The 22,203-nt window shown below is 37.7% G+C and carries 22 protein-coding genes and 1 pseudogene; 12 read left to right on the plus strand and 11 right to left on the minus strand.

Annotated features, from left to right (window positions below; translation table 11 throughout):
- The 5 genes and pseudogenes from ACQV2S_RS00005 to ACQV2S_RS00025 all read right to left on the minus strand — a co-directional run.
- A pseudogene (locus ACQV2S_RS00005) lies at positions 1-343 on the minus strand (transposase); the annotation flags it as partial.
- 429 nt (positions 344-772) lie between these two features.
- Positions 773-1,693 (minus strand): metal ABC transporter solute-binding protein, Zn/Mn family, encoded by a 921-nt coding sequence (locus tag ACQV2S_RS00010; RefSeq protein WP_428874741.1) that lies wholly within the window; start codon positions 1,691-1,693, stop codon positions 773-775.
- Positions 1,694-1,955: 262 nt separating this feature from the next.
- Positions 1,956-3,095, minus strand: a complete 1,140-nt coding sequence (locus ACQV2S_RS00015) for a metal ABC transporter permease (RefSeq protein ID WP_428873696.1) — start codon at positions 3,093-3,095, stop codon at positions 1,956-1,958.
- Positions 3,088-3,972, minus strand: a complete 885-nt coding sequence (locus ACQV2S_RS00020; RefSeq protein ID WP_428873695.1) for a metal ABC transporter permease — start codon at positions 3,970-3,972, stop codon at positions 3,088-3,090. The genes ACQV2S_RS00015 and ACQV2S_RS00020 overlap by 8 nt, the downstream gene beginning before the upstream one ends.
- 1 nt (position 3,973) lies before the next feature.
- The gene (locus ACQV2S_RS00025) at positions 3,974-4,699 is read right to left on the minus strand and encodes a metal ABC transporter ATP-binding protein (protein ID WP_428873693.1); all 726 of its coding nucleotides are present in this window, start codon (positions 4,697-4,699) and stop codon (positions 3,974-3,976) included.
- Between the two features lie 771 nt (positions 4,700-5,470).
- Here ACQV2S_RS00025 and ACQV2S_RS00030 point away from each other — a divergent pair.
- A complete protein-coding gene (locus tag ACQV2S_RS00030) occupies positions 5,471-6,433 on the plus strand; it encodes an asparaginase (RefSeq protein WP_428873692.1) in 963 nt (320 codons plus the stop codon).
- A gap of 70 nt (positions 6,434-6,503) precedes the next feature.
- Here the strand turns inward: ACQV2S_RS00030 and ACQV2S_RS00035 are convergent, their stop codons facing one another.
- Both ACQV2S_RS00035 and ACQV2S_RS00040 read right to left on the minus strand, forming a co-directional pair.
- The gene (locus ACQV2S_RS00035) at positions 6,504-6,785 is read right to left on the minus strand and encodes a GNAT family N-acetyltransferase (RefSeq protein ID WP_428873691.1); all 282 of its coding nucleotides are present in this window, start codon (positions 6,783-6,785) and stop codon (positions 6,504-6,506) included.
- Positions 6,786-6,958: 173 nt separating this feature from the next.
- On the minus strand, positions 6,959-7,960 hold the full coding sequence (locus ACQV2S_RS00040; RefSeq protein WP_428881812.1) for an ornithine cyclodeaminase family protein: 1,002 nt from the start codon (positions 7,958-7,960) through the stop codon (positions 6,959-6,961).
- Between the two features lie 241 nt (positions 7,961-8,201).
- Between ACQV2S_RS00040 and ACQV2S_RS00045 the strand changes: the two genes are divergently transcribed.
- Positions 8,202-8,981: a threonine/serine ThrE exporter family protein gene (locus ACQV2S_RS00045; protein ID WP_428873689.1), complete on the plus strand. Its 780-nt coding sequence runs from the start codon at positions 8,202-8,204 to the stop codon at positions 8,979-8,981.
- 24 nt (positions 8,982-9,005) lie between these two features.
- Here ACQV2S_RS00045 and ACQV2S_RS00050 read toward each other — a convergent pair whose 3' ends face one another.
- Positions 9,006-9,728, minus strand: a complete 723-nt coding sequence (locus ACQV2S_RS00050) for a TraX family protein (protein WP_428873688.1) — start codon at positions 9,726-9,728, stop codon at positions 9,006-9,008.
- Positions 9,729-9,855: 127 nt separating this feature from the next.
- On the minus strand, positions 9,856-10,749 hold the full coding sequence (locus ACQV2S_RS00055; RefSeq protein ID WP_428873687.1) for an LCP family protein: 894 nt from the start codon (positions 10,747-10,749) through the stop codon (positions 9,856-9,858).
- Between the two features lie 193 nt (positions 10,750-10,942).
- On the opposite strand from ACQV2S_RS00055, the gene galU reads away from it, so the two are divergent.
- The 10 genes from galU to atpC all read left to right on the plus strand — a co-directional run bounded on the left by galU (position 10,943) and on the right by atpC (position 19,361).
- Entirely contained in the window at positions 10,943-11,815 is an 873-nt protein-coding gene (gene galU, locus ACQV2S_RS00060; protein ID WP_428873686.1) for a UTP--glucose-1-phosphate uridylyltransferase GalU, read from the plus strand.
- Between the two features lie 9 nt (positions 11,816-11,824).
- On the plus strand, positions 11,825-12,706 hold the full coding sequence (locus ACQV2S_RS00065) for a UTP--glucose-1-phosphate uridylyltransferase (protein ID WP_428873685.1): 882 nt from the start codon (positions 11,825-11,827) through the stop codon (positions 12,704-12,706).
- A 434-nt stretch (positions 12,707-13,140) separates the two neighbouring features.
- Positions 13,141-13,848, plus strand: coding sequence for a F0F1 ATP synthase subunit A (gene atpB, locus ACQV2S_RS00070; protein ID WP_428873684.1), 708 nt, complete (start codon positions 13,141-13,143; stop codon positions 13,846-13,848).
- A 24-nt stretch (positions 13,849-13,872) separates the two neighbouring features.
- Positions 13,873-14,085 carry a F0F1 ATP synthase subunit C gene (gene atpE, locus ACQV2S_RS00075; RefSeq protein ID WP_258435918.1) on the plus strand — a complete coding sequence of 71 codons (213 nt, stop codon included), beginning with the start codon at positions 13,873-13,875 and terminating at the stop codon, positions 14,083-14,085.
- Between the two features lie 27 nt (positions 14,086-14,112).
- On the plus strand, positions 14,113-14,613 hold the full coding sequence (gene atpF / locus ACQV2S_RS00080; RefSeq protein WP_428874747.1) for a F0F1 ATP synthase subunit B: 501 nt from the start codon (positions 14,113-14,115) through the stop codon (positions 14,611-14,613).
- Positions 14,600-15,004 carry a hypothetical protein gene (locus tag ACQV2S_RS00085; RefSeq protein ID WP_258435920.1) on the plus strand — a complete coding sequence of 135 codons (405 nt, stop codon included), beginning with the start codon at positions 14,600-14,602 and terminating at the stop codon, positions 15,002-15,004. Before atpF ends, ACQV2S_RS00085 begins: the two co-directional genes overlap by 14 nt.
- Positions 15,001-16,536, plus strand: a complete 1,536-nt coding sequence (gene atpA, locus ACQV2S_RS00090; RefSeq protein WP_428873682.1) for a F0F1 ATP synthase subunit alpha — start codon at positions 15,001-15,003, stop codon at positions 16,534-16,536. The genes ACQV2S_RS00085 and atpA overlap by 4 nt, the downstream gene beginning before the upstream one ends.
- Positions 16,536-17,474 carry an ATP synthase F1 subunit gamma gene (gene atpG, locus ACQV2S_RS00095; protein WP_428873681.1) on the plus strand — a complete coding sequence of 313 codons (939 nt, stop codon included), beginning with the start codon at positions 16,536-16,538 and terminating at the stop codon, positions 17,472-17,474. Before atpA ends, atpG begins: the two co-directional genes overlap by 1 nt.
- Before the next feature lie 2 nt (positions 17,475-17,476).
- Positions 17,477-18,937, plus strand: coding sequence for a F0F1 ATP synthase subunit beta (gene atpD, locus ACQV2S_RS00100; protein WP_428873680.1), 1,461 nt, complete (start codon positions 17,477-17,479; stop codon positions 18,935-18,937).
- The gene (gene atpC, locus ACQV2S_RS00105; protein ID WP_428873679.1) at positions 18,921-19,361 is read left to right on the plus strand and encodes an ATP synthase F1 subunit epsilon; all 441 of its coding nucleotides are present in this window, start codon (positions 18,921-18,923) and stop codon (positions 19,359-19,361) included. The genes atpD and atpC overlap by 17 nt, the downstream gene beginning before the upstream one ends.
- 46 nt (positions 19,362-19,407) lie before the next feature.
- On the opposite strand, the gene ACQV2S_RS00110 is transcribed toward atpC, so the two are convergent.
- Together ACQV2S_RS00110 and ACQV2S_RS00115 are read right to left on the minus strand one after the other, a co-directional pair.
- Positions 19,408-20,571: a nucleotide sugar dehydrogenase gene (locus ACQV2S_RS00110; RefSeq protein ID WP_428884783.1), complete on the minus strand. Its 1,164-nt coding sequence runs from the start codon at positions 20,569-20,571 to the stop codon at positions 19,408-19,410.
- Between the two features lie 61 nt (positions 20,572-20,632).
- Positions 20,633-22,105: an FAD/NAD(P)-binding protein gene (locus ACQV2S_RS00115; RefSeq protein WP_428884784.1), complete on the minus strand. Its 1,473-nt coding sequence runs from the start codon at positions 22,103-22,105 to the stop codon at positions 20,633-20,635.
- Positions 22,106-22,203: the final 98 nt, after the last annotated feature.

The following is a 22,203-nucleotide window of genomic DNA, read 5'->3' on the forward strand; positions in this document are numbered from 1 at the left end:
CACGCCTTACAGGGACAAAAGTAGCCTCACAGTATAAACATACATCGTCTTGTTTGATGGGGCGTTGTCGATAAGCACCCATTTCCTCTTCAATAGTTTTTGATAGATTGGAAATGGTCGTTGGAGAATAATGAGGACCCTACATCTTTTCGATGAGCTTTGAATTGTCACGTGTCGTCACAGCCTTTTGAACCATCCAAACAATCATCTCCTCTAGATGAGAGAGCACTTCTTGAAGACATTGGAGTGTTTTAACGTCTCATTCACCTAAACGATCACGGGGTACTTTAAGATTCAACCTGCCATATTCTGTTATTAAAGTTCTCGAATAATAGCCATTTCTAGAATTGCCTGCATGGTAGCCTTTGACTTCTCATTTCTCATCATCAAGAAAGATGATTCTTTCACTTTCAAGCAGTAGATTAATCGCTTCTTCTAAAGCCTGACGAAACAGTTCATGAACAGATTCACCTTGGGCTAGTGCTGTGAATTATTTTGTGTTAAAGTCTTCCATAAGGGACCTCCTGTGTATGATTGTTTTGTGGTTATTACAATCTTACATAAGTGAGGTCTCTTTTTCTAGGGAGTCTCGGAGCTTACACAAAAAATTTTACGCTATGTATTAAGCTTGATCTATAAATCTATTTATATGTTCATAAAGCCCATAAGTTTATCTCTCAAGGCTTTACTGAAATAAGATTTTGAGTTAACCATACAAAAAAATATACCGAGGAATTCTCGGTATATTTTAGGTCGAATCGTATTTAAGTTATTATTTTAAATTGTTTACAATTAAATCAACATTATGACGACACATATCAATAAATGTATCTCCCTCTTGACCTTCAGGTGCTAATGAATCAGAGAAAAGTTCTTGACCTTCTCCACTAACAACTTTCACTTCAAAACCTTTAGAGGCACAAGCTTCTTTTAATTTTTCCATCCGTGCTGGATCGGTTGTTGATTCAGCAAAGATTGCTTTAATTTTATTTTCAACAATAAAATCAACAGTATCATCAATATCTTTATTAGAAACCTCAGAATCGGTTGTTACCCCTTGAGGAGCACGTACTGGAATATTATAAGCTCTTGAGAAATAATTGAAAGCATCATGTGGGGTAATTAAGAAGCGACTTTCTTCTGGAATTGAAGCAATTTTTTCCTCTAATTCTTTATCTAATTCTTTCAATTGCGTAATATACTTATCGGTATGCTCCATAATTTCAGCTTCATTGTCTGGTATTAACTCGATTAGGGCTTCAGAAGCTCTTTGAGTAGCTTGTTGATAGAGATTCAAATCAAACCAGAAATGAGGATCGACAGCCATTCCCCCATCATCGTCCATTACTCCGACCTCATTCGAATCAAAATTTTCTGAAACTGCCACACCAATTGGTTCTAATTGTTCAATCATTTTTCCTTCAAAATGCAAACCATGGTATAAAACAAGATCAGCTTCTTTTAATTTTTGCAAATCTTGAGGTCTTGGCTCATACAAATGCGGATCCTCCCCTGCTGGAATAATCATTTCAATGGTTACCAGATCTCCGGCTAAGTTCTTTACCATATCTCCTAAAAATGAGGTGGTTACAGTAACCATTGGTTTTTCTTCAGCTGCAACACTCGATGCTAAACTAACGGATGACCCCATAAACAATGCCATTGCGAACAGAAACTTAATAAACTTTTTCATACTATATCTCCTTTTTAGGTTACCCTAATTATTTTTGTAAGGTAAGTATATAATAGTAATCATTACATGTCAACAGAATTTTAGACGAATCTAAACTAATTAAAGATTTTTCCTTATTTTTTGATAAAGGATAATTAACTTTGTAAACTTTTACCAAAGATTCCTTATTTTATTCATTTATATCTTCAATATTAAAAGAACCCACGTCCTAGTAATGGACATGGATTCTTATGCGTAAACAGATTAGCGTTAGAGGACTGAATTAAAGATTATACCTTTCTTTAAGAGATTTTACTCTTACTTGACCTTTTGAAGTTAGTTGATAAGTAGCATTCAAATTATCATGAAAAACTTCGTCATTTTTTATTAAACGGTTTGCTACTTTTTCAATTTGCTCTTGGGGCCATTGTAAATGCTCTTTTATTGATTGGAAGCCAACTTCACTCAATTCATTGACTGTATTCCTATGATTTGCCAGATGCATAATAAATAATTCTTCTTTTAAGGTCCTTTTTTGTTGAATCTTACGGACCATTTGAGTAATGAATCCATTTTTATTAAACAAGAAAGTCAATCCAAACGTGATTCCTGCAATGGTGGCTGTCATACCAGAGAGTGAAACATTTAAGCCTAAGCCGATAAAATAACCCAAAACGGAGTTAAAAATTGCATAAAGACTGGCTATCAAAAGCATATGATTTAATTTTTTTACAATGAGATAGGCTGAAGCAGCTGGTGCGATTAAGAAGGAAATAACAAGAATGGCCCCCACCGCATCAAAAGCGACAACCGTTGTGATTGAAGTTAACAACATCAAACCATAAAAGAGCATAATCTGGGTAAACCCAGCCACTTGGGCAAATTGGGCATCAAAGGTTGTGATTTTCAATTCCTTATAGAAGAGTACAATAAACAAAATATTTATGAGTAACATAACACTCATTTGAACAGCTGATTTAGCAATCGAAATACCAAAGACATCCAAACGAGTTAAGGAAGCCATTCCCACATCCCCCATTAACACAGCATCCGTATCAAGATGGACGTTCCTCCCATATTTAGTAATTAAAATAACGGATAAGGCGAAAAAGAGCGGATAGACAACACCAACCGCATCATCATTTTTTATTAAGCCGGTATTGGATAGACTCTCGACGCCCCAGACAGTAAAAACGCCTATCAAAGCGGCGCCAATTATTAATAAGGGGGATGTTAAGTCATGAGCGATAAAATAAGCTAATACGATTCCTAATAATACGGTATGAGAAATGGCATCTCCTAACATCGAAAGATTTCTCAATAAAAGGAAACAGCCAATGATTGCACAAGCGATAGCTGTCAATACCAGAATGATCAGTGATTCATAGGTAATATCAAATAATAGTAAGATATTCTCAATCATTGAATTCTCCTCCTTTTTTTGGCATGAGTGTTTTTTGAACAATTCCCTTTTTACCAAAAAGCATCGAAAGTAATGCGACAATTGATAAGGTCAAAATAATAGTTGGACCCGTACTCATACCGTTATATTTGGTAGAGATATAAGTTCCAATCACGGCAGATATACCACCAAAGATCCCCGAAAGAATTAAAACGCGCTCAAAACGATGGGTCCATTGCATCGCTGCAATGGAAGGTACAATCAAAATTGAAGCAATTAGAATGGTTCCGACAAGTTTTAAGCCTACAGCAATTAAACTCATCGTCATGACCAGAATAATACTGTAAAGAATAACAGGTTTAATACCCACTGTTTTCGCATAAACTTCATCAAAGACAAACAACTTAATTTCTTTTTTAAAGAGAATTAATATAAAAATAGAGATAAGGGCCACAATTAAAATGATTTTTAAATCATTTTCCATAATATAAGAAGCTTGACCGAAAAGGTAATTTTTTAACCCTGCTTGAGAAGCTCCTTTAAAACGCGGATTGCCAGAAATATTGCTCTTTAATACCATACCAAAACCAAAGAAAGATGATAAAATGATGGCTAGAATTGCATCTAAATTAAGTTTGGAATGTTGGTCAATGATTTGAATTAAACCGTAAGCCACTCCCCCACTAATAACGGCTCCGATCATCATGGTCATGGTATCTTTGGAGAGCGTCAACATGAAGGCTAAAACAATCCCAGGATAAGTAGCATGCCCAATTGCATCGCCAATCAGAGATTGACTTTTAAATACACTCACAGCTCCCACTGCTCCTGAAGCAGAGGCTAAAAGAAAAGTAGAAAGTGCAATTAAAATAAAGGAATAACTAGTTAAAATATCCACTTTAAATTTCGCCTCCCCAAGTCATATTCGCTTTAACTAAATGTTCATGAACAAAGACTTCTTCAGTTGGTCCCGCCGCAATTAGACGTTTATTTAAAATAATAACATGGTCAAAATATTGTTTAATAGTGTTCAAATCATGATGAACAACAATCGACGTGTGCCCCTTTTGCTGGATTCGCTTGACAAAGTCGATAAAGATTCTTTCGGTCCGCTTGTCCACTCCTGCTAAGGGTTCATCCATAAAGTAGATCTCTGCTTCTTGAGCAATGGCTCGTGCAATAAACACACGCTGTCTTTGACCACCTGACAATTGAGAAATTTGGCGGTCTTTATACTCATAAATACCAATTTCTTTTAAGGCTTGATGAGCCTTTTCATAATCAATTTTACGTGGCCGTTTAATCCATCCTAAATGAACATATCTCCCCATTAAGACTACATCTTCTACAGTGGTTGGAAAATCCCAGTTGACTTCACTGGCTTGGGGAATATAGGCGACTTTATTTTTTATGGCATCAAAATGTGTTCCCAGTATAGATACTCTTCCTGAAAGGGGCTTTTCTAATTCTAGAATCCCTTTAATTAGAGTAGACTTACCAGCACCATTAGGTCCAATAATAGCTGTTCTTGATCCTTTCATAATTTTAACGTCAATATCCCAAAGAACAGGTTGTTCTTGATAGGCCATAGTTAAATCCTCAACTTCGACGATGGCATTTGTCATAATGTTTCCTCCTATTTAATTTAATAAAAATGATACCCAAAGATTTTCAGCAAAATATCTATTTTTTAAAAGATTACTCATTATTGAAAAGTTTTAACGAACCTTTTCCATCTATTTAGTTCTTTTTCTTTTTCTGATATCCCCTCCATTTTTTATCCTTAAACTCCGATGGCCTCTTTTAATTTTATTTTAAAGTGATTAAAATGATATTAGACTATTGACAAAATTTTTTTAGTTTAGTCTAATTCGACTTAATTTAGTATAGGTATATTTATGAAAATGTCAACAATAAGACACATCTAAAAATCACTTAATAAGCATAAAATCCACTCATTTTTGATGTGAACCCCTAAACACGAGCCACAATATTTATTGTAACTATGCGGCCTGTAGCCTATAGTCAATAAGTGAAAATCCGTTTATTCTTTTCTTTTTGCGTGGGTGTATTCCGATAATCATGCGACATTTGAATTCTCCTTTATTGATGATTGGTCACTTCAATATAAAATGAATTCAGTGTCGTTTTTTACTTAGACGAATGAGTGTCCAAGTTCATTATAAAATCCGCCCTATATTATCATCCTTAACACCCTAAATTTTTTAAAAGCCCAAAGAAGTTTTCCCTATTACATCTGGTTCATCTGGATTTAGACAGGGGAAACGCCTTTTCATAACTTTAACCAAACTCTTATTAAAATCAAAGCGGTAGGGATTGTTTACTGAATTTGAAAACGTTATACTTTTCTAAGAACAACCATGAGGAGTGAAAGCATGAAGAAATTATTATTAATTAATACCGGTGGCACGATTGCCATGTCTGAAGACCAAACCAGTGGTAAGGTATCTCCCTCATCTGAAAACCCAATTATTACCCAATCTTCTTTCTTTAACCAATTCGCTGATATCACTGTGGAAGATTTAATGAATATTCCTTCACCGCATATGAACGAAGAATTGATGCTCAATCTTAGCAATTATATTCAATCGATATCGGATCAATATGATGGCATTGTTGTCACCCACGGAACAGATACTCTGGAAGAGACAGCCTATTTCTTAGAACTAACCCTTGATATCCCCATTCCAGTCGTTTTAACGGGAGCCATGCGCTCAAGTAACGAAATTGGATCTGACGGTTTAGCCAATCTCCGCTCTTCCATCTTTGTAGCCCGTGATGAGAAGTCCCGCGGCAAAGGGGTATTAGTGGTGATGAATGAAGAAATCCATACCGCTACTTATGTGACCAAAACCCATACCACTAATGTTGCAACCTTCCAGACACCTACCTTTGGACCGATTGGATTAATTTCTAAAAACCAGGTCATTTATTTCCAAGAATCACTGCACCGTGAATATTATAAAGTTAATTCAATTAGTAAAAAAGTTGTCTTAATTAAAACTTACGCCAGCATGGGGCCCGAACTCTTTCAAACAGTCCTAGATAATAATTTTGATGGCTTAGTTATTGAAGGATTAGGCGCTGGTAATATTCCACCCGAGACACTTCCACCCATTCAACAACTGTTAGAAAAAAACATTCCTATTGTGATGGTTTCTCGAGCCTTTAACGGAGTCACTGAAGATGTCTATGACTATGTAGGCGGTGGTAAACAATTGAAACAAATGGGGATCATATTTGCGCAAGGACTTTCTGGCGTAAAAGCACGACTTAAATTATCAGCGATTTTGAACGCGGAGATAGAAGGAGAAATTGCTTCAGCCTTCCATCTATAAGCTTAATACAAAGACGACCTCCCATTGATTCGTTAATCAATGGGAGGTCTTAATTTATTGGCTTAAATCCTTAAGAGTCTGCCGTCACATCCTGATATTTTTCAGGATCCTTAGCTAGCTTGTGGGTCACATAGGTGCAAGTGGAAGTAATCTTTCTTCCTTCCCTCCGGGCTTTATCGACCATTGCATTGAACAACTCGCCAGCTAGCCCCCTACCCTGGTTGGTAGGGTGAGTAAAAGTATGAGTGACCCAGATTTTATCGCCTTCGGTTAATTCATAAACCATCTGTGCCAGTGTATTTTCTTGTTCATCTACTGCAACCAACCTTCTCGAATCATCCACGATTTTCATCGAAACCCTCTTTTCTAAACCTATTTTTTAACTGAAAGTCACTTAAAACCATTATAAACAAAATGTAAGCGTTTGTAATCTTAAACAACTCAATTTAACCTACTTTTAATATAGGAGAAATATAAGTATTGCTCGCTCTTAAAAGAAGCTCTAGGATGTTGGTCAATAAATAATTAAGCGGTAAAATCAAAGGAAGTTCCCAATCCTTGTGCTAAGGCCCTTTGATAGACTTCGTGAGCGACAGCTACATCCGTGGCACCGATTCCAATTGGAATACAGATGATGCGCTGATTTTTTGGATCAATCTTTTCACTCGGACTCTCAGAAAGTTCAGCCAAAGTAGCTGTGATATCTTCTTCTAAAATTTGACCTGACTGATAGAGAGGTTTCAAGATTCCACGATTAAGAGCTTGACTGACGTGGTCGACCACAATAGCATCTGCTTGGTGGATCAATTCGTATTCAATTTCTTGGTAGGATCCCATTGGGAAAACGATAGTTCCTTTTTGTACCCACTCTTCTTTTATTAAAGCAACCTTAGAAGGAGTTAGGGTAAAGACCGCGTCTACTTGACAAGCCTCTTGACCGTCTTCACAGATTTTAATGGCGCCTTGGACATATTTTTGCATATCCTCTTTAAACTCTTCGGCTGTATCGTGGTGGATATTCCAAACCCTTAATTCTACTATCTCAAAAACAGTTGAAATGGCATGAGTAACCTGTCTAGCTTGTTGACCAGCGCCGAAGATACCCATTTTAACCTTAGGCTTATTAAGCATATATTTTAAAGCTACAGCTGCTTGCGCTCCGGTTCGCATATTCGAAATCCGTGTCCCATCTAATACTGAAATAAAATTACCCATTCTAGCATCGACTAGCATGATCATCGCATTAATAAAGGGTAAACCCGCTTTAGCTCGTTCTCCTGCAAAACCTCCCACAAATTTTTGACCTGCTACTTTTAGAGAACCTAAATAAGCTGGCATGGCGTTAAGAAAGGCTTCATGAAAAGGCCAGCCTCCCGTTTCCCCCATATCCAAAGTTACCTTACCTGGATTAACCACTTGACCAGCCGCAAATTCTTTAAAAACATTGTCAATAATTTCAACGGTATCTTCCATGGTAATTAAATGCTCAATTGTGGAATCATTGATCAGTAAACTTGATTGATCCATTAAATCACCCCTTTATGATTATTGTATCATGACACTTTTCTTTTTTCGATGCTTTGAATAAATGCTTTAACGCTAGCTTGAGTTTGTTTGGTTTTCGCTTGATAAGCCATAGGTTCGTCCTTTCGTAATTAATTATTTAACAATTATTATACTTTACTCATAGTACTCGACCAATTGATTGACTCTCCTTGCCTTTTAAAGCAATAGGTTCTAAAATATAAAAAAGAAGGAGGGTGGTTGAATGCGTATTTTCTATAAGAAAGTTTTTAAATTAGCACGTTTAGCTGGGAAGATTCTTTTAGAATCCAATGCCGAGGAACACCGTGTTGAAGACACGACTTTGAGAATCCTTCAAACAACTGGCCTTGACTCCCCTTCTAGCTATTCCAACACCACCGGTCTTTTTTTATCGCTAACAGATACAGACTTGGCAGAATATAGTTTTTCTGGTATTGTCCGCATAAATCAGCGACAAAACAATATCCAACACATCGCTAAAGTAAATGATATTTCTAGATCCTATGTTTCTGGCGCAATATCTGTTGATCAAGCCTATGAAGCTATGAAAAATATCAAGGATGATAAGTATGGCTTTTTAATTAAATACATTAACCTCATCCTGATGGTCCTCTTTGTCATTCTCTTTGGCGGAACTAATATCGATATGTTGGTCGCTTTTCTAATTGCTTGTCTCATACTAGCTTTAGAATATTGGCGCAAAACAACTTTTCTCACTGACTTTTTCTTTAATATCTTATCCATCGCTCTAGGATCTTTAGCCGTAAAATGGATTGATGCTAGTTTCCCTTCAACCATTCATCCAGGCATTATTTTAGGAGCTATGATCATGCCAAATTATCCAGTAACTTCAACGACCAATGCCATGCGCGATATTCTTAAAGGGAACAATCTTGCTGGTATAATCAAGGGCATTGATGCAATAATGGTCATCATTTCTCTGACTATTGGGTATACCCTAGGAATTCTTCTTAGTCAAATACTCCTGCCCTTCCTAAGCTAAAAACCGATAGCCAAAAACTGATTTTTAATTGGATTTAAAAAGCATTAATTTAATTAGATAAAGCAATAAAATATGTCCCGGATAGGCCCAATAGTGAAAGGCTTGTTGAACCCTACCACGCTTACCATTATAAAAAAGAATAAATAGACTGCTTAGAAAGACAGTGGGCATGAAATACTCAAAAGCAAAGGCTGGCAGAACGGCTAGCGCCTCTCTTAATCGTTTACCATAAGCAAAATAAAAAATTAAAGCAGCTAATAAACCAAATAAGTCATAATCTGCCATAGTTAAATATGCTAAGCCAAAGCATAAGCCGACACTCACTAAACGCATCAACCAACGATCTTTAAAATAATCCAGACTTACAAAAAGCATTAAGGCAATCAATAATTCTATGAAAACATTTTGATGGTTCCAATAAAAGACTTGATCAGCAAAGGCTAAATCAAAAGGTATTTCCGATATCACTGCTAAAAACCCCAAACGCATAAAATAACGCTTCAAATTTTTAGTATGATGATAACCTTCTAATAATAGATAAAGATAGATTGGAAAAGCTAAGCGCCCAATATTTCGCATAATTTCATAAACGCTTACCATCTGGCTTAAGAATTCATAGCTGTAATCACTCTGATGTCTAAAGATGCCCATTTCGATCAGAACAACAGCTGTATGGTCAATGATCATAAAAATTAAAGCCAACCACTTTAAATGGCCAGCTGTTAAAAAGCCTTTAAAGTTCTTCATTTTATTGTCACCCACTCATCAAATTTATTTTTAAAATTATTCTTATTATATAGAGAAAACGCTTTTAAAACAATAAAAAAACAGACAGCTAGGGGCAATGATGCTATGCCTAGCTGTCTGTTTTCATTTATTTATCCGATTCTTTTTCTAATTTAAAGCTTTCTTCATTTTCTGAATTATTGGTAAGCTTACCGTCTAACTCGTCCTTAATAATTTGTTGATTCTTATTAAAGGACTCTTCAGTAATTTGATCATAATAGATGCCGTCTAACATAAAGCCTTCACCTTCAAATTGATTAAAGGTTAGCGTTGGACGCATATCTAAGTGTGAAATTACTAGCTTACCCAAATCAAACATATTGAGATTCATCCCCACATATTTGTTAATAGCCGTCGTCATATCTATTACTTCTTTAATACCTCTGCTTTTATTTAAAGCAGATTGGGCAATACCAACTACCACTTGACGTTGACGCTTTTGACGAGCATAGTCGCCACCAGAATTGTAGCGTTCTCTAACGTAAGCAAGCGCCATCTCACCATCTAAATGTAGTTCTTGACCTTCAGTAAAACTATAACCGCTGATTTCAAAAGAAGTTGGTGGAACAACATCAATTCCTCCTACAGAATCAACTACATCAGCTAAGCCTTTCATATCAACGGTAATATAGTATGGAATTTCAATATCTAACCAGTTTTCGACTGTTTCAACTGACAATTCTGGTCCCCCAAAGGCATAAGCGTGATTGATTTTATCCATTCCTCTATCAGGAATATCAACATAGGAGTCACGAGGAATAGAGGTAATGACAATATTTTCTTCCTTAGGATTTATCGTAGCAACCATCATAACATCTGAACGCCCAACTTCTGTTCGACCTAAATCGCCCGTATCAATCCCTAAAAGTAAGACTGAGAATGGCTTATTAATATCCATAGCATGGGTAGTCACAGTAGTTGTGAATAATGATGTCATGAATAAAGCAAAGACAGTAATATATTTAATTAGTTTTTTGGACATTGTTCCATCTTCCTTTCTATAATAGCATAGTTATTATAAGTTATTTACGAGGCGATTTCTAGAAATTCACAAAAAATACTAACTTATCACTAATCACTTTAAAAACTTTGAGGCTATTTAAGAATTGACATGGCTTGAGAATATCAGATAAAAGCCGTATGATAAAATGGATTACAAACAAAGGAGATTGTCTATGAAAGTTAGAAAAGCCGTCATCCCCGCAGCAGGGCTTGGAACTAGGTTTCTTCCTGCAACAAAGGCCATGCCTAAAGAAATGCTTCCTATCATTAATAAACCGACTATTCAGTTTATTGTGGAAGAAGCCCTTCAATCAGGTATCGAGGATATCTTAATTGTGACCGGACGGTCTAAGCGGCCCATTGAAGACCATTTTGATGCCAATGAGGAGTTAGAAGCCGTCTTAGAAGCTAAAGGTAAAGAAGAATTACTAACCACTGTCAAAGATCTTAATAAGATTAACCTCTTCTTTAAACGTCAATCTTATCCAAAGGGCCTGGGCCACGCTGTTTTACAAGCCAAGAATTTTGTAGGAGATGAACCTTTTGTCGTCATGTTAGGCGATGACTTAATGACCGATACGGTTCCCTTGACCAAACAATTAATCGATAATTATAAAGATACCCATGCCTCTACTCTAGCAGTCATGTCAATCCCACCTCAAGATACCTCCAAATACGGTGTCATTGATCCGGAGCGCCAATACAAAAAAGGTATTTATAATGTGAGACGGTTTGTCGAAAAGCCAGCACCCGAAGTCGCACCGTCCAATTTAGCTATCATCGGCCGCTACCTATTAACACCAGAAATCTTTTCACTATTAGAAACACAAACAGCTGGGGCTGGTAACGAAATTCAATTAACTGATGCCATCGATCGCTTGAATAAAATCCAACGCGTCTTCGCCCTGGAGTTTAATGGACATCGTTATGATGTAGGAAATAAATTCGGTTATATGAAGACAGTAATAGAATATGGTCTCAGTCTTCCGGATTTACGCGATGACTTAATTAAATTTATCAAGTCCACTGTTGATGAGCGCTTATAGGAGGTTATTATGACTAAGGTTCAAGTTAAAAAAGCTGTTATTCCAGCCGCTGGTCTAGGCACGCGCTTTTTGCCAGCCACCAAGGCAATTGCCAAAGAAATCTTACCTATTATCGATAAGCCGGCCATTCAATTCATTGTTGAAGAGGCTATTGCGGCTGGGATTGAAGATATTTTAATTATTACTGGTAAAGGAAAACAAGAAATAGAAGATCATTTTGATGCCAACTTTACCCTCGAACAAAATTTAAAAGCCAAAGGGAAGGAGAAACTCCTTAAACTAGCCACTGAAACATCTAACTTAAATATTCATTATACCAGACAACACCATCCAAGAGGACTGGGTGATGCAGTTCGTCACGCCAAGGCCTTTATCGGCAATGATCCCTTCTTACTACTCTTAGGAGATGATATTATAAGGGGAGAAAATCTTTCCAAACAGATTATTGATCTCTATGCGGAAAAAAGACAAACAGTAATTGCCGGGGTTCGTGTCGATCCTGATAAGACCAAAAATTATGGTATCTTAGCTATTGAAAAAACAGCTACCCCTCACGTCTTTCAAGTCCTCGATATGATAGAAAAACCACAAGATCAACCGTCTTCAAATATGGCTGCAGCGGGGCGTTATATCCTAGAACCGACAATCTTTTCCATCCTAGACCAACTTGAAGTTGGAGCAACAGGTGAAGTGGAATTGACTGACGCCTTAATTGAATTACAAAAAACCCATCCCCTATTAGCTTACGAATATCAAGGCGAATGGTTTGAAGTAGGAGATGCTAAAGGGATGCTCAAAGCTTCTATTATATTCGCCATCGATCATCCTGAAGTTAAAGAGGAATTTATCCCTTATCTTAAAAATTTAGCTGAAAAGTTTGCGAATGAATAGTTATAAAAGCAGTGTCAATTTATGACTCTGCTTTTTATTTTAGAAATTATAAAGGCTATGGAGGTCGATAATAAATAAGAAATTTCAGAAAACACAAATAAAAATAAAATTTTTTTCTAATATTCGTGTTTTTATATTGTATAATATTGCACCACTTAAATAATAATTTATGCCGTTTTATGTAAGCGAATAAAAAACGATTGTATCCCCTATGCTATCAATAAATAACTCCATAATTATTAAAAAACTTTAACAAGTTAACTTAAAGGTTAAACAGCTATAAAAGCCAAAGCACTACGATTTCTTTTGAAAGTCATAAAAATTATGCTATAGTGGATATAAGTGCTAAAATTTTACTTTTTTTCTTAGAAAAATAGTTTAACTGTTTAATAAGTGTAAAATCAGCATTAAAACTTATGAAAGAAGGAATCTGAATGGAAGATACACCGATTGTTCGTTTTCTCGGCCTATCTTTTAACTTCAACACCTTGATAGCCACCCTGGTCGTGGTAGCCATCATCACGGTGTTGTGCTTATTAGTTAGCCGCAGATTATCAGCCAATCATCCTTCCAAATTCCAAGTTTTGATGGAAATCATCATTGAATTTGTTGAAGGCATCTGTGACTCAACCCTCGGCCAGCACCAAAGTGTTTATGTCAATCTAGGGTTGACCTTTTTCTTGTTCGTTTTTGTGTCAAACTTAATTGGACTCCCCTTTTTAATTGTGACAGAGCATGAATCATTTTGGCGAAGCCCAACGGCTGATCCTATCGTAACCATTTCCCTAGCAATTATTGCTATTTTATCAGGTCACATTTTAGGGATTAAAAAGAATGGTTTAGGAGGTCACTTTAAAAACTTTTACGCTCGCCCAAATATTTTAAAATTACCTTTACAATTGGTTGAGGAAACAATCAATACAACCACCTTGGCCTTACGTTTGTTTGGTAATATTTTTGCCGGGGAAGTTTTAGTCGGACTGATTGCTAAATTCGCTATGGTCTTCATTCCATTTACTTGGGTAATTGCCATTCCCTTACAATTTGTCTGGCAAGGCTTCTCTGTCTTTATTGGTGCTATCCAAGCTTATATTTTTACCACTTTAACTATGGTTTATTTATCACACAAAATTAATCACTAATCCAAATACAAAGGAGATTTAAATATGACTGAATTAGCTGCTGCACTTGCTGTCGGAATCGCTGCCCTAGGTGCGTCAATTGGTAACGGAATGGTTATTTCTAAAACCATCGAATCCATTTCACGTCAACCCGAATTAGACTCACAATTAAGAGCTTTAATGTTCCTAGGTGTTGGTCTGATTGAGGCTGTTCCGATTATCGCTGTTGTTATTTCCTTTATCTTAATCTTTAGCTAACCATCAACTATTTAAGGAGTGTCAATATTGGACTTTACTATTATTCTGGGCGAAGCCCTTTTAACGCTTGCATCCTTTTTGATTTTACTCTTTGTCATCCATAAATTCGCATGGAAACCCTTCAACCAAATGCTAGAAACGCGTCAGAAGAAAATTACTGACGATTGGCAAGCGGCTGAAGAAGCTAAGAATAAGAACAAGGAAGCCCTATCACAAATTGATGCACAACTAAAATCAGCTCACTTAGAAGCTGAAAAAATTATTCGTCAAGCACAAATTGATGCCAATCATCTGCGCGACAAGATGATTGAAGAAACACGTCAAGAACAAAGCAAAATGCTGCAAATGACGCAAGAAGACTTAAAACTACAAAGACAAAACTTTGCCGAAAACATGCAAGAATCATTAGTCCATATGGCAGTTGCCATGGCAGGCAAGGTCATTCGTCGTGAAATTTCAGAAGATGACCACCGTCAAATGATTCAAGAATTTATCACTCGATTGGAGGAGCTCGATGAACAACGGTAGACTTCACAAACAAGAAGACTTAGCAGAGCTCGCCCTAAAATCAGGACGACAGGTCACCTATGAAGATGACCTGCTCTTCGAACTGCTAGACATTGAAATTAATGATGAAGAAGAAGGTCAAGAAATCTTAAAAGAGTTAACTGGAGAGCGACTCTTTTTATCTTCAGCGATCCCCTTAACCAAAGCAGAAAAGCTTAAAATTGCCCGTGAATTCATGCGCATTACTGGCTTTTCTATTCGTTCTTTTACCACTATTATTAACCCAGACTTAATTATTGGTGTCCGCTTACAAAGCGAACGCTTCTATTATGAGCTTTCTGGCGGACAGATCTTGCAAACTATGCAAAATGAAATTAATATTCCGGAAAGTGAAGAGGTGATTTCTTCATGAGCACAAACGAAAAGTTTACAAAAGATGTTTTAAAACAAATCCACGACTTTGAAATTGATAAGAAGTTAGAAGAAATCGGAACCGTTTCTTATGTCGGCGACGGTATCGCCTTTTCTGAAGGATTAGACAACGCCATGTATGGTGAGATGGTTGAGTTCAATGATGGAACCATCGGCATGGTACAAAACCTTGAAAACGACCAAGTCGGAGTAATTATTTTTGGCTCCTACCATCAAATCCATGAAGGCGATATTATTCGTCGAATGAACCATACCATGGAAGTTCCCGTTGGTAAGGCCCTGCTTGGACGAGTGGTAGACGCCTTGGGACGTCCCATAGATGATAAAGGACCTATTTTAACCAACAAAACACGACCCGTCGAACAAGAAGCTCCAGGCATCATGGAAAGACAGTCGGTTAAAAAGCCTTTAGAAACAGGTATTAAGGCCATTGACTCCCTAGTTCCCATCGGAAGAGGTCAAAGGGAATTAATTATTGGAGACCGTAAAACTGGTAAAACTTCACTCGCCATCGATGCCGTCTTAAATCAAAAAGGCAAAGATGTTATTTGTATCTATGTAGCGATTGGACAAAAGGAATCAACGGTAAAAAACATTGTCAATACTCTGACCAACCGTGGTGCAATGGATTACACTATAGTAATGACTGCTTCTGCTTCCAAGCCTGCTCCTCTTTTATACATCGCTCCCTATGCGGCAACTGCTATGGCTGAGGAGTTTATGTACGAAGGAAAGCACGTCTTAATTATATATGACGATTTATCCAAACAAGCAGCAGCTTATCGTGAAATGTCCCTCTTGCTCAAACGACCACCTGGGCGTGAAGCCTATCCTGGGGATATTTTTTATCTACACTCACGTCTTTTAGAACGTTCAGCTAAATTATCGGATGAATTAGGCGGTGGTTCGATCACTTCTTTACCGATTGTTGAAACGCAAGCAGGTGATATCTCAGCTTATATCCCAACCAACGTTATTTCCATTACAGACGGACAGATCTTCTTACAAAGTGATCTCTTCTTCTCTGGCGTTCGACCAGCCATTAATGCCGGACTATCGGTTTCACGGGTTGGGGGATCTGCGCAATTAAAAGCCATGAAACAAGTATCAGGAACCTTACGTTTAGACCTAGCTTCCTATCGCGAATTAGAAGCCTTTACTTCCTTTGGATCAGACATCGATGAAATGACTGCCCGCCAATTAAGACGTGGCGAGCGCATCGTGGAAGTTTTAAAGCAAGGCCTTCACAAACCTATGCGCTCTGGCGTTCAAATCATCGTCTTTTACGCTTTAGGTAATGGTTACTTTGATAAGGTATCCGTTAATTTAATTCACCAATTAGAAGAAGTAATTGCTAATGAATTTACTACCTATCATGCCGGGCTTTTACGACAATTAGAAGATAACCAACCCCTACCAACTGAAATCGAATTAAATGGTATTTTAGACAAAGTTGTTGATAATTTTATCCTTGTTCATTCTGAAGGATCTAAAACAGGAAGTGATAAGTAATGCCGTCTTTAAACGAAATCAAACGACATATCGCTTCTACTGAAAAAACAAAAAAAATAACTAATGCTATGCAGATGGTCTCAAGAAATAAAGTCAACCATTTATTGGATATGACTCAATCTTATCAAGTCTATATTGATCATTTAAGAGAAACCATAGTGCAACTGCACTATACCTTAAAAGTCACCCCTCCTAACTTTTCCAAACCAGAAATTCGCTCTTTAATCACTCCCCGGAAAGTGAACAAAATTGGTATTTTTCTTATCTCAACTGATAAGGGCTTAGCAGGTTCCTATAATGTTAACTTAATTAAGGGGCTGGATGAGTGGATTGAAGAACAAAACTTTGATGAAGAACAAGAATTAGTTTTTTATACCCTAGGACGGACAGGTGAAAGATATTGCCGCGAACGGGGCTACAAAATTGCTCGCTCTTACTATCCGCTGTCTGACCAGCCGGGCTTTCAAGAAGCTCACTACTTCATCAGACAACTACGTTCAGCCTATGTGGAGAAAGAATGTGATGAGCTTTATTTAGCTTACAATCACTATGGAGTAGGTTCCGGTACGAATTCAAAATTTGGAGTCGATAACTTATTACCGGTAGTTTCTTTAAACCGCCGTATGGAACTTGATCCATCTTTTGATAAAAAAGAATTAATTTCGGAAGTCTTTTTAATCGAGCCCTCAATGGAAGCAGTATTAGAAGGCTTAGTTCCTCAATATATCGAATCTTTTGTCTACGGTGCCCTCTTACAGGCCAAAACAGCTGAACATTTCTCACGTATGATTGCCATGCAATCGGCCACTGAAAATGCTAAAGAAATCATTGAAGACTTGCAGTTGCGCTATAATCGCGCCCGACAAGTTAAAGTAACCAATGAAATTATCGAAATTGTTGCAGGTGCTCAAGCCCAACATAAAGAAAGAAGGAAATAAGTATGCGAATCGGACATATCAAACAAGTAATCGGACCGGTCGTGGATGTTTCCTTTCCTTTAGAATACGGAACACCAGAAATCCATCATGCCCTGGTTGTAACCGACCTTGAGGAAGTAAATGAAACATCCGACTTAAAGACGATTCTCCAACACCGAAAAGTGGTACTCGAAGTCGCTATTGATATTGGGCATGACACCGTACGTACCATTGCCATGGAAGCAACCGAAGGTTTATCACGGGGCATGGCTGTTGTCGATTTAGGTGAAGCCATTAAAGTACCCGTGGGTGAAGCTACATTGGGACGCGTATTCAATGTTTTAGGAGATACAGTCGATAATGGACCTGAACTCTTCCCAGATGTAGTCAAACATTCCATTCATGCCGATGCGCCTGAATATAGCGAACTGGCTTCAAACTTCGAAATCTTAGAAACAGGAATAAAGGTCATTGACTTATTAGCTCCCTACCTCAAGGGTGGAAAAATTGGTCTTTTTGGAGGAGCCGGTGTCGGTAAGACGGTATTAATTCAAGAATTAATTCATAACATTACCCAAGAACACGGTGGCCTTTCGGTCTTCACTGGAGTTGGTGAAAGAACGCGTGAAGGAAACGACCTCGTCCATGAAATGCGCGACTCTGGCGTTTCTAAAAATACAGCCATGGTTTTTGGCCAAATGAATGAACCCCCTGGAGCTAGAATGCGGGTAGCTTTGTCTGGTTTAACCATGGCAGAGTATTTTCGTGATGTAAAGCATCAAGATGTCTTGCTCTTTATTGATAACATCTACCGTTTTACTCAAGCAGGTTCTGAAGTTTCGGCTCTACTTGGAAGGATGCCTTCAGCAGTAGGTTATCAACCTACCTTAGCTTCTGAAATGGGAGCCATGCAAGAGAGAATCACTTCCACCAAGGCAGGATCGATTACATCCATACAAGCAGTATATGTACCAGCCGATGACTATACAGATCCAGCGCCAGCGACTACCTTCTCTCACTTAGATGCAACCACTAACTTAGAGCGTAAATTAACTGAGCAGGGTATCTACCCAGCAGTTGATCCACTCGCCTCCTCTTCTTCAGCCTTATCTGAAGATGTTGTTGGCGAACGACACTATCGGGTAGCTCGTGGCGTTCAACAAACTTTGCAAGGCTATCAAGACCTCAAAGATATCATCGCCATCTTGGGTGTAGATGAGTTGAGTGAAGTTGAAAAACTAACCGTTAAAAGAGCCCGACGTATTCAGCTCTTCCTATCACAAAACTTCCACGTAGCAGAAGCCTTTACTGGTATTCCAGGTTCATACGTAACCGTACAAGAAACAATTGACGGCTTCGAAGGTATTCTAAATGGTGATTACGATAATCTGCCTGAAGAAGCTTTCCGTAACGTAGGAAATATCGATCAAGCCATTGAAAAAGCTAAGAAAATGGGAGTGGATTTGGATGACGCAAACGCTTAAAAATCTACAAGTTCAGATTATCTCTCCTAATGGCGTAGTCTATACCAAACGTGCCCGCAAATGTCATGTGCAAACCATTGATGGTGGTATCACCATTCTACCCAATCATATTGCCATGATGACCGTCTTAGACATCTCAACTGTTATCGTAGCACCTCTAGTCGAAGGCAAACCGGATGACTATATCGCTATTAACGGTGGACTATTGGAAATTCGGGACAACGAACTTAATATTATTGCCAACATGGCCGTTCGAGCCCTAGATATTGATGACGCCCAGACTAAAATGGAGTTGTCCATGGCTGAAGATAAGCTGAAACAAGCAGAAATCAATCAAGATATTCGCGCTTATCATTCAGCTGAAATTGAATTACGAAAAGCACTCAACCAATTGGATGCTTTTAAACATCAACATAATCAATAAAAAGAAACCTTCCGTTTTCAAATTAACGGAAGGTTTTATATTTATCTTAATTATTGCCAAAAACGTCGCGACTATAGACTTTTTCTTTTACAGCTGCTAATTGATCTGCAAGGCGATTAGCAAGAATAATATCAGCCTTTTGACAAAAGACTTCAAAATCAGCTACAACTTCTTCGCCATCAAATTGCTTTTCTTCAAGTGTCGGTTCATAGATAATTATCTCTTTGCCTTCTGCTCGCAGCTGTTTAATAATATCAAGAATAGCAGATTGACGGAAATTATCCGAATTGGATTTCATGGTCAAGCGGTAAATACCGATTACTTGCGCTTGATGTTTTAAAACTTGTGAAGCAATGTGTTCTTTACGGGTTGCATTCGAATCCACAATCGCTTGAATTAAGTTGTTTGGAACGTCTTGATAATTAGCCAGCAATTGCTTGGTATCCTTAGGCAGGCAATAGCCACCATACCCAAATGACGGATTATTGTAGTGATCACCAATTCTAGGGTCAAGCCCTACTCCTTGGATAATGTGCTGACTGTTTAAGCCACGTACTTCAGCATAGGTGTCCAATTCATTAAAATATGAAATCCTTAAAGCCAAATAAGTATTGGAGAAGAGTTTTACTGCTTCTGCTTCAGTTGAAGGCATGGTTAAGATAGACACTTCTTCATCCAAGCAAGCCTCAGCAAATAATTCAGCTACTGTCTGACTATGAACAGATTCATTGCCGACAATAATACGAGAAGGATGCAAGTTGTCGTAAAGCGCCTTACCTTCTCTCAAAAATTCTGGTGAGAAGATAATATCCATACCATATTGTTGACGGATTTCCTCAGTATAGCCGACAGGAATGGTTGATTTAATCACAACTACTGCCTGAGGGGCATATTCTTTAACTTTATCGAGCGCCTCTTCGACAGCTGAAGTGTCAAAGTGATTATTAGCGTCATCATAATTAGTTGGCGTAGCAATAATCACTAATTCTGCTCCACTATAAGCATAGCTAGGATCATCGGTGGCTTCTAAATTTAAAGAATGATTGGCTAGGTAATCTTCCATTTCAGCGTCCACAATAGGTGCAATTTTTTGATTGATTAAATCGACCCTTTCTTTAACAATTTCCATCGCTTTCACTTCATTATATTGAGCCAAAAGAATCGCATTTGAAAGCCCGACATAACCCATTCCTGCAACTGTTATTTTCATGACGCCACCTTATCTTTCGTTATTTTAATTCTATTATACAAAAGTTCACTCTAAGTTAAAACTAAATATCCCGTGAAGATTCAAGCAAGTGTTTCACACAAGCTTCTGCTTGCTTATAGGTCAGCTTGGTATTATTGTTACCAAATTGAGTAGAGAAAATCCAATGACCTGTTAGATATAAATGCTCCAATCGGCCAAATCTTTGACTAAGAACTTGAGTATGCGGCCAATCAACAAGAATACCACCCAATGGATTTGCTTGGATAATTCCTTCTTGATACATTTGATTAATTAAAGGATCATGTTGAGCGGCTGTCTCTAAGTTTTGATCAAAGCCGGTTGCATTGATTAAATAGCCGCTTTGATAGCGTAAGCCTTTTTGAGTGACAACGGTAAATCCTTGGGCATTCACTTCCACAGCTTTCATACCAGAAACAATCCGAATACGTCCATCTTTCAAACCTTGTAAAATAAACGCAATACTTTCAGCCGGTGTTTGACTTCTAAAATGTTCGAAAAGTCCCATAAAATCTTTAAAGAAGCGTATGCGATCTTGGGATGATAAGGCCATATTCAAGGCTGGTAGAAAGGCAGTCAACTTGCGACCATATAATTGTAAGATACTTAATCGACGGTTTTGTTGGTGGATAGCCATTAAACCTTCCCCAATGGATCCTTGACTGTATCTTTCGACTAAAGATTTCCAATCTACCCCATTGGCTTCCATATCCTCTTCAAATTGATGAAATATAGCTTCTAAAGGGATTGTTTGACCATCAGATTGGGCCAACTGCTTATCAATCCAATCTGCATTTAAGTTAAAAACCAAGTCTTCGGCATAGCGTTCAAACTTCGGTGTCGAAAAGGGCTGGTCTAAAATATAAAAAGTCACCGGATGATCAATGGTAATTGGATAGTGATCTTGTAAATAACGCATAATATCAATCCCAGTTAATCCGGATCCAATGATTCCAATTCCTTTTTGATAGTCCAAATCACTTAGAAGCTGTTCAACTGGATAAGGATGGTGAATATAGCCTTCTTGTCCCAAAAGATTATAATAATCGGCATAAGGTGGATGACCTACTGTCATTAAGACAGAATCATAAGGTCCATATTGCTTACCTTGCGCGTCATATAGATAATAAGACTTGGGGGATTTAATTTTCAGTTGATGAATACGCTGATGAACTACATGAATGATTTCGTCTTCAAAGTATGGACTAAAATAATCTTGGATATACTCACCAAAAATAGGTCTGGGTGAAAAAATATCCCTGCGAGCATATTCGGGATAATGATCTTGTAACCACCTTAGATAGTGGTCAGCGTCTTGCCATTCAAAGCCTAAATCACCGACATAGGAGTTCATTAATAATTGGTTAGAATCAGGCTCATAAGGGGAGCCTACTCCCAATTGTTTACGGTCTTCAAAAACATCCACATGATTTATCAGACCTTGGTGATTTTCTTCAAGGATTGTTTTAACGGCAGCCGCTCCAGCAACCCCTGCTCCAATAATTGCTACTTTCATAATGACCTCCATTATCTTTTTCTCAACTTCCATTATAACGAATTTGAATTCGCTTTACACTAGGAGAAAAACAAATGAAAAAAGGCCTTATTAAAAGG

Source organism: Facklamia sp. P13064, from assembly GCF_050409425.1.
In the GTDB taxonomy this organism is placed as follows: domain Bacteria; phylum Bacillota; class Bacilli; order Lactobacillales; family Aerococcaceae; genus Facklamia.

What these genes read in the sequence shown, in the direction of transcription:
- ACQV2S_RS00010 (WP_428874741.1), bottom strand. Translation starts at nt 1,693, where the DNA reads ATGAAAAAGTTTATTAAGTTTCTGTTCGCAATGGCATTGTTTATGGGG.
- ACQV2S_RS00015 (WP_428873696.1), bottom strand. Translation starts at nt 3,095, where the DNA reads ATGATTGAGAATATCTTACTATTATTTGATATTACCTATGAATCACTG.
- ACQV2S_RS00025 (WP_428873693.1), bottom strand. Translation starts at nt 4,699, where the DNA reads ATGACAAATGCCATCGTCGAAGTTGAGGATTTAACTATGGCCTATCAA.
- ACQV2S_RS00030 (WP_428873692.1), top strand. Translation starts at nt 5,471, where the DNA reads ATGAAGAAATTATTATTAATTAATACCGGTGGCACGATTGCCATGTCT.
- ACQV2S_RS00035 (WP_428873691.1), bottom strand. Translation starts at nt 6,785, where the DNA reads ATGAAAATCGTGGATGATTCGAGAAGGTTGGTTGCAGTAGATGAACAA.
- ACQV2S_RS00040 (WP_428881812.1), bottom strand. Translation starts at nt 7,960, where the DNA reads ATGGATCAATCAAGTTTACTGATCAATGATTCCACAATTGAGCATTTA.
- ACQV2S_RS00045 (WP_428873689.1), top strand. Translation starts at nt 8,202, where the DNA reads ATGCGTATTTTCTATAAGAAAGTTTTTAAATTAGCACGTTTAGCTGGG.
- ACQV2S_RS00050 (WP_428873688.1), bottom strand. Translation starts at nt 9,728, where the DNA reads ATGAAGAACTTTAAAGGCTTTTTAACAGCTGGCCATTTAAAGTGGTTG.
- ACQV2S_RS00055 (WP_428873687.1), bottom strand. Translation starts at nt 10,749, where the DNA reads ATGTCCAAAAAACTAATTAAATATATTACTGTCTTTGCTTTATTCATG.
- galU (WP_428873686.1), top strand. Translation starts at nt 10,943, where the DNA reads ATGAAAGTTAGAAAAGCCGTCATCCCCGCAGCAGGGCTTGGAACTAGG.
- ACQV2S_RS00065 (WP_428873685.1), top strand. Translation starts at nt 11,825, where the DNA reads ATGACTAAGGTTCAAGTTAAAAAAGCTGTTATTCCAGCCGCTGGTCTA.
- atpB (WP_428873684.1), top strand. Translation starts at nt 13,141, where the DNA reads ATGGAAGATACACCGATTGTTCGTTTTCTCGGCCTATCTTTTAACTTC.
- atpE (WP_258435918.1), top strand. Translation starts at nt 13,873, where the DNA reads ATGACTGAATTAGCTGCTGCACTTGCTGTCGGAATCGCTGCCCTAGGT.
- ACQV2S_RS00085 (WP_258435920.1), top strand. Translation starts at nt 14,600, where the DNA reads ATGAACAACGGTAGACTTCACAAACAAGAAGACTTAGCAGAGCTCGCC.
- atpA (WP_428873682.1), top strand. Translation starts at nt 15,001, where the DNA reads ATGAGCACAAACGAAAAGTTTACAAAAGATGTTTTAAAACAAATCCAC.
- atpG (WP_428873681.1), top strand. Translation starts at nt 16,536, where the DNA reads ATGCCGTCTTTAAACGAAATCAAACGACATATCGCTTCTACTGAAAAA.
- atpD (WP_428873680.1), top strand. Translation starts at nt 17,477, where the DNA reads ATGCGAATCGGACATATCAAACAAGTAATCGGACCGGTCGTGGATGTT.
- atpC (WP_428873679.1), top strand. Translation starts at nt 18,921, where the DNA reads ATGACGCAAACGCTTAAAAATCTACAAGTTCAGATTATCTCTCCTAAT.
- ACQV2S_RS00110 (WP_428884783.1), bottom strand. Translation starts at nt 20,571, where the DNA reads ATGAAAATAACAGTTGCAGGAATGGGTTATGTCGGGCTTTCAAATGCG.
- ACQV2S_RS00115 (WP_428884784.1), bottom strand. Translation starts at nt 22,105, where the DNA reads ATGAAAGTAGCAATTATTGGAGCAGGGGTTGCTGGAGCGGCTGCCGTT.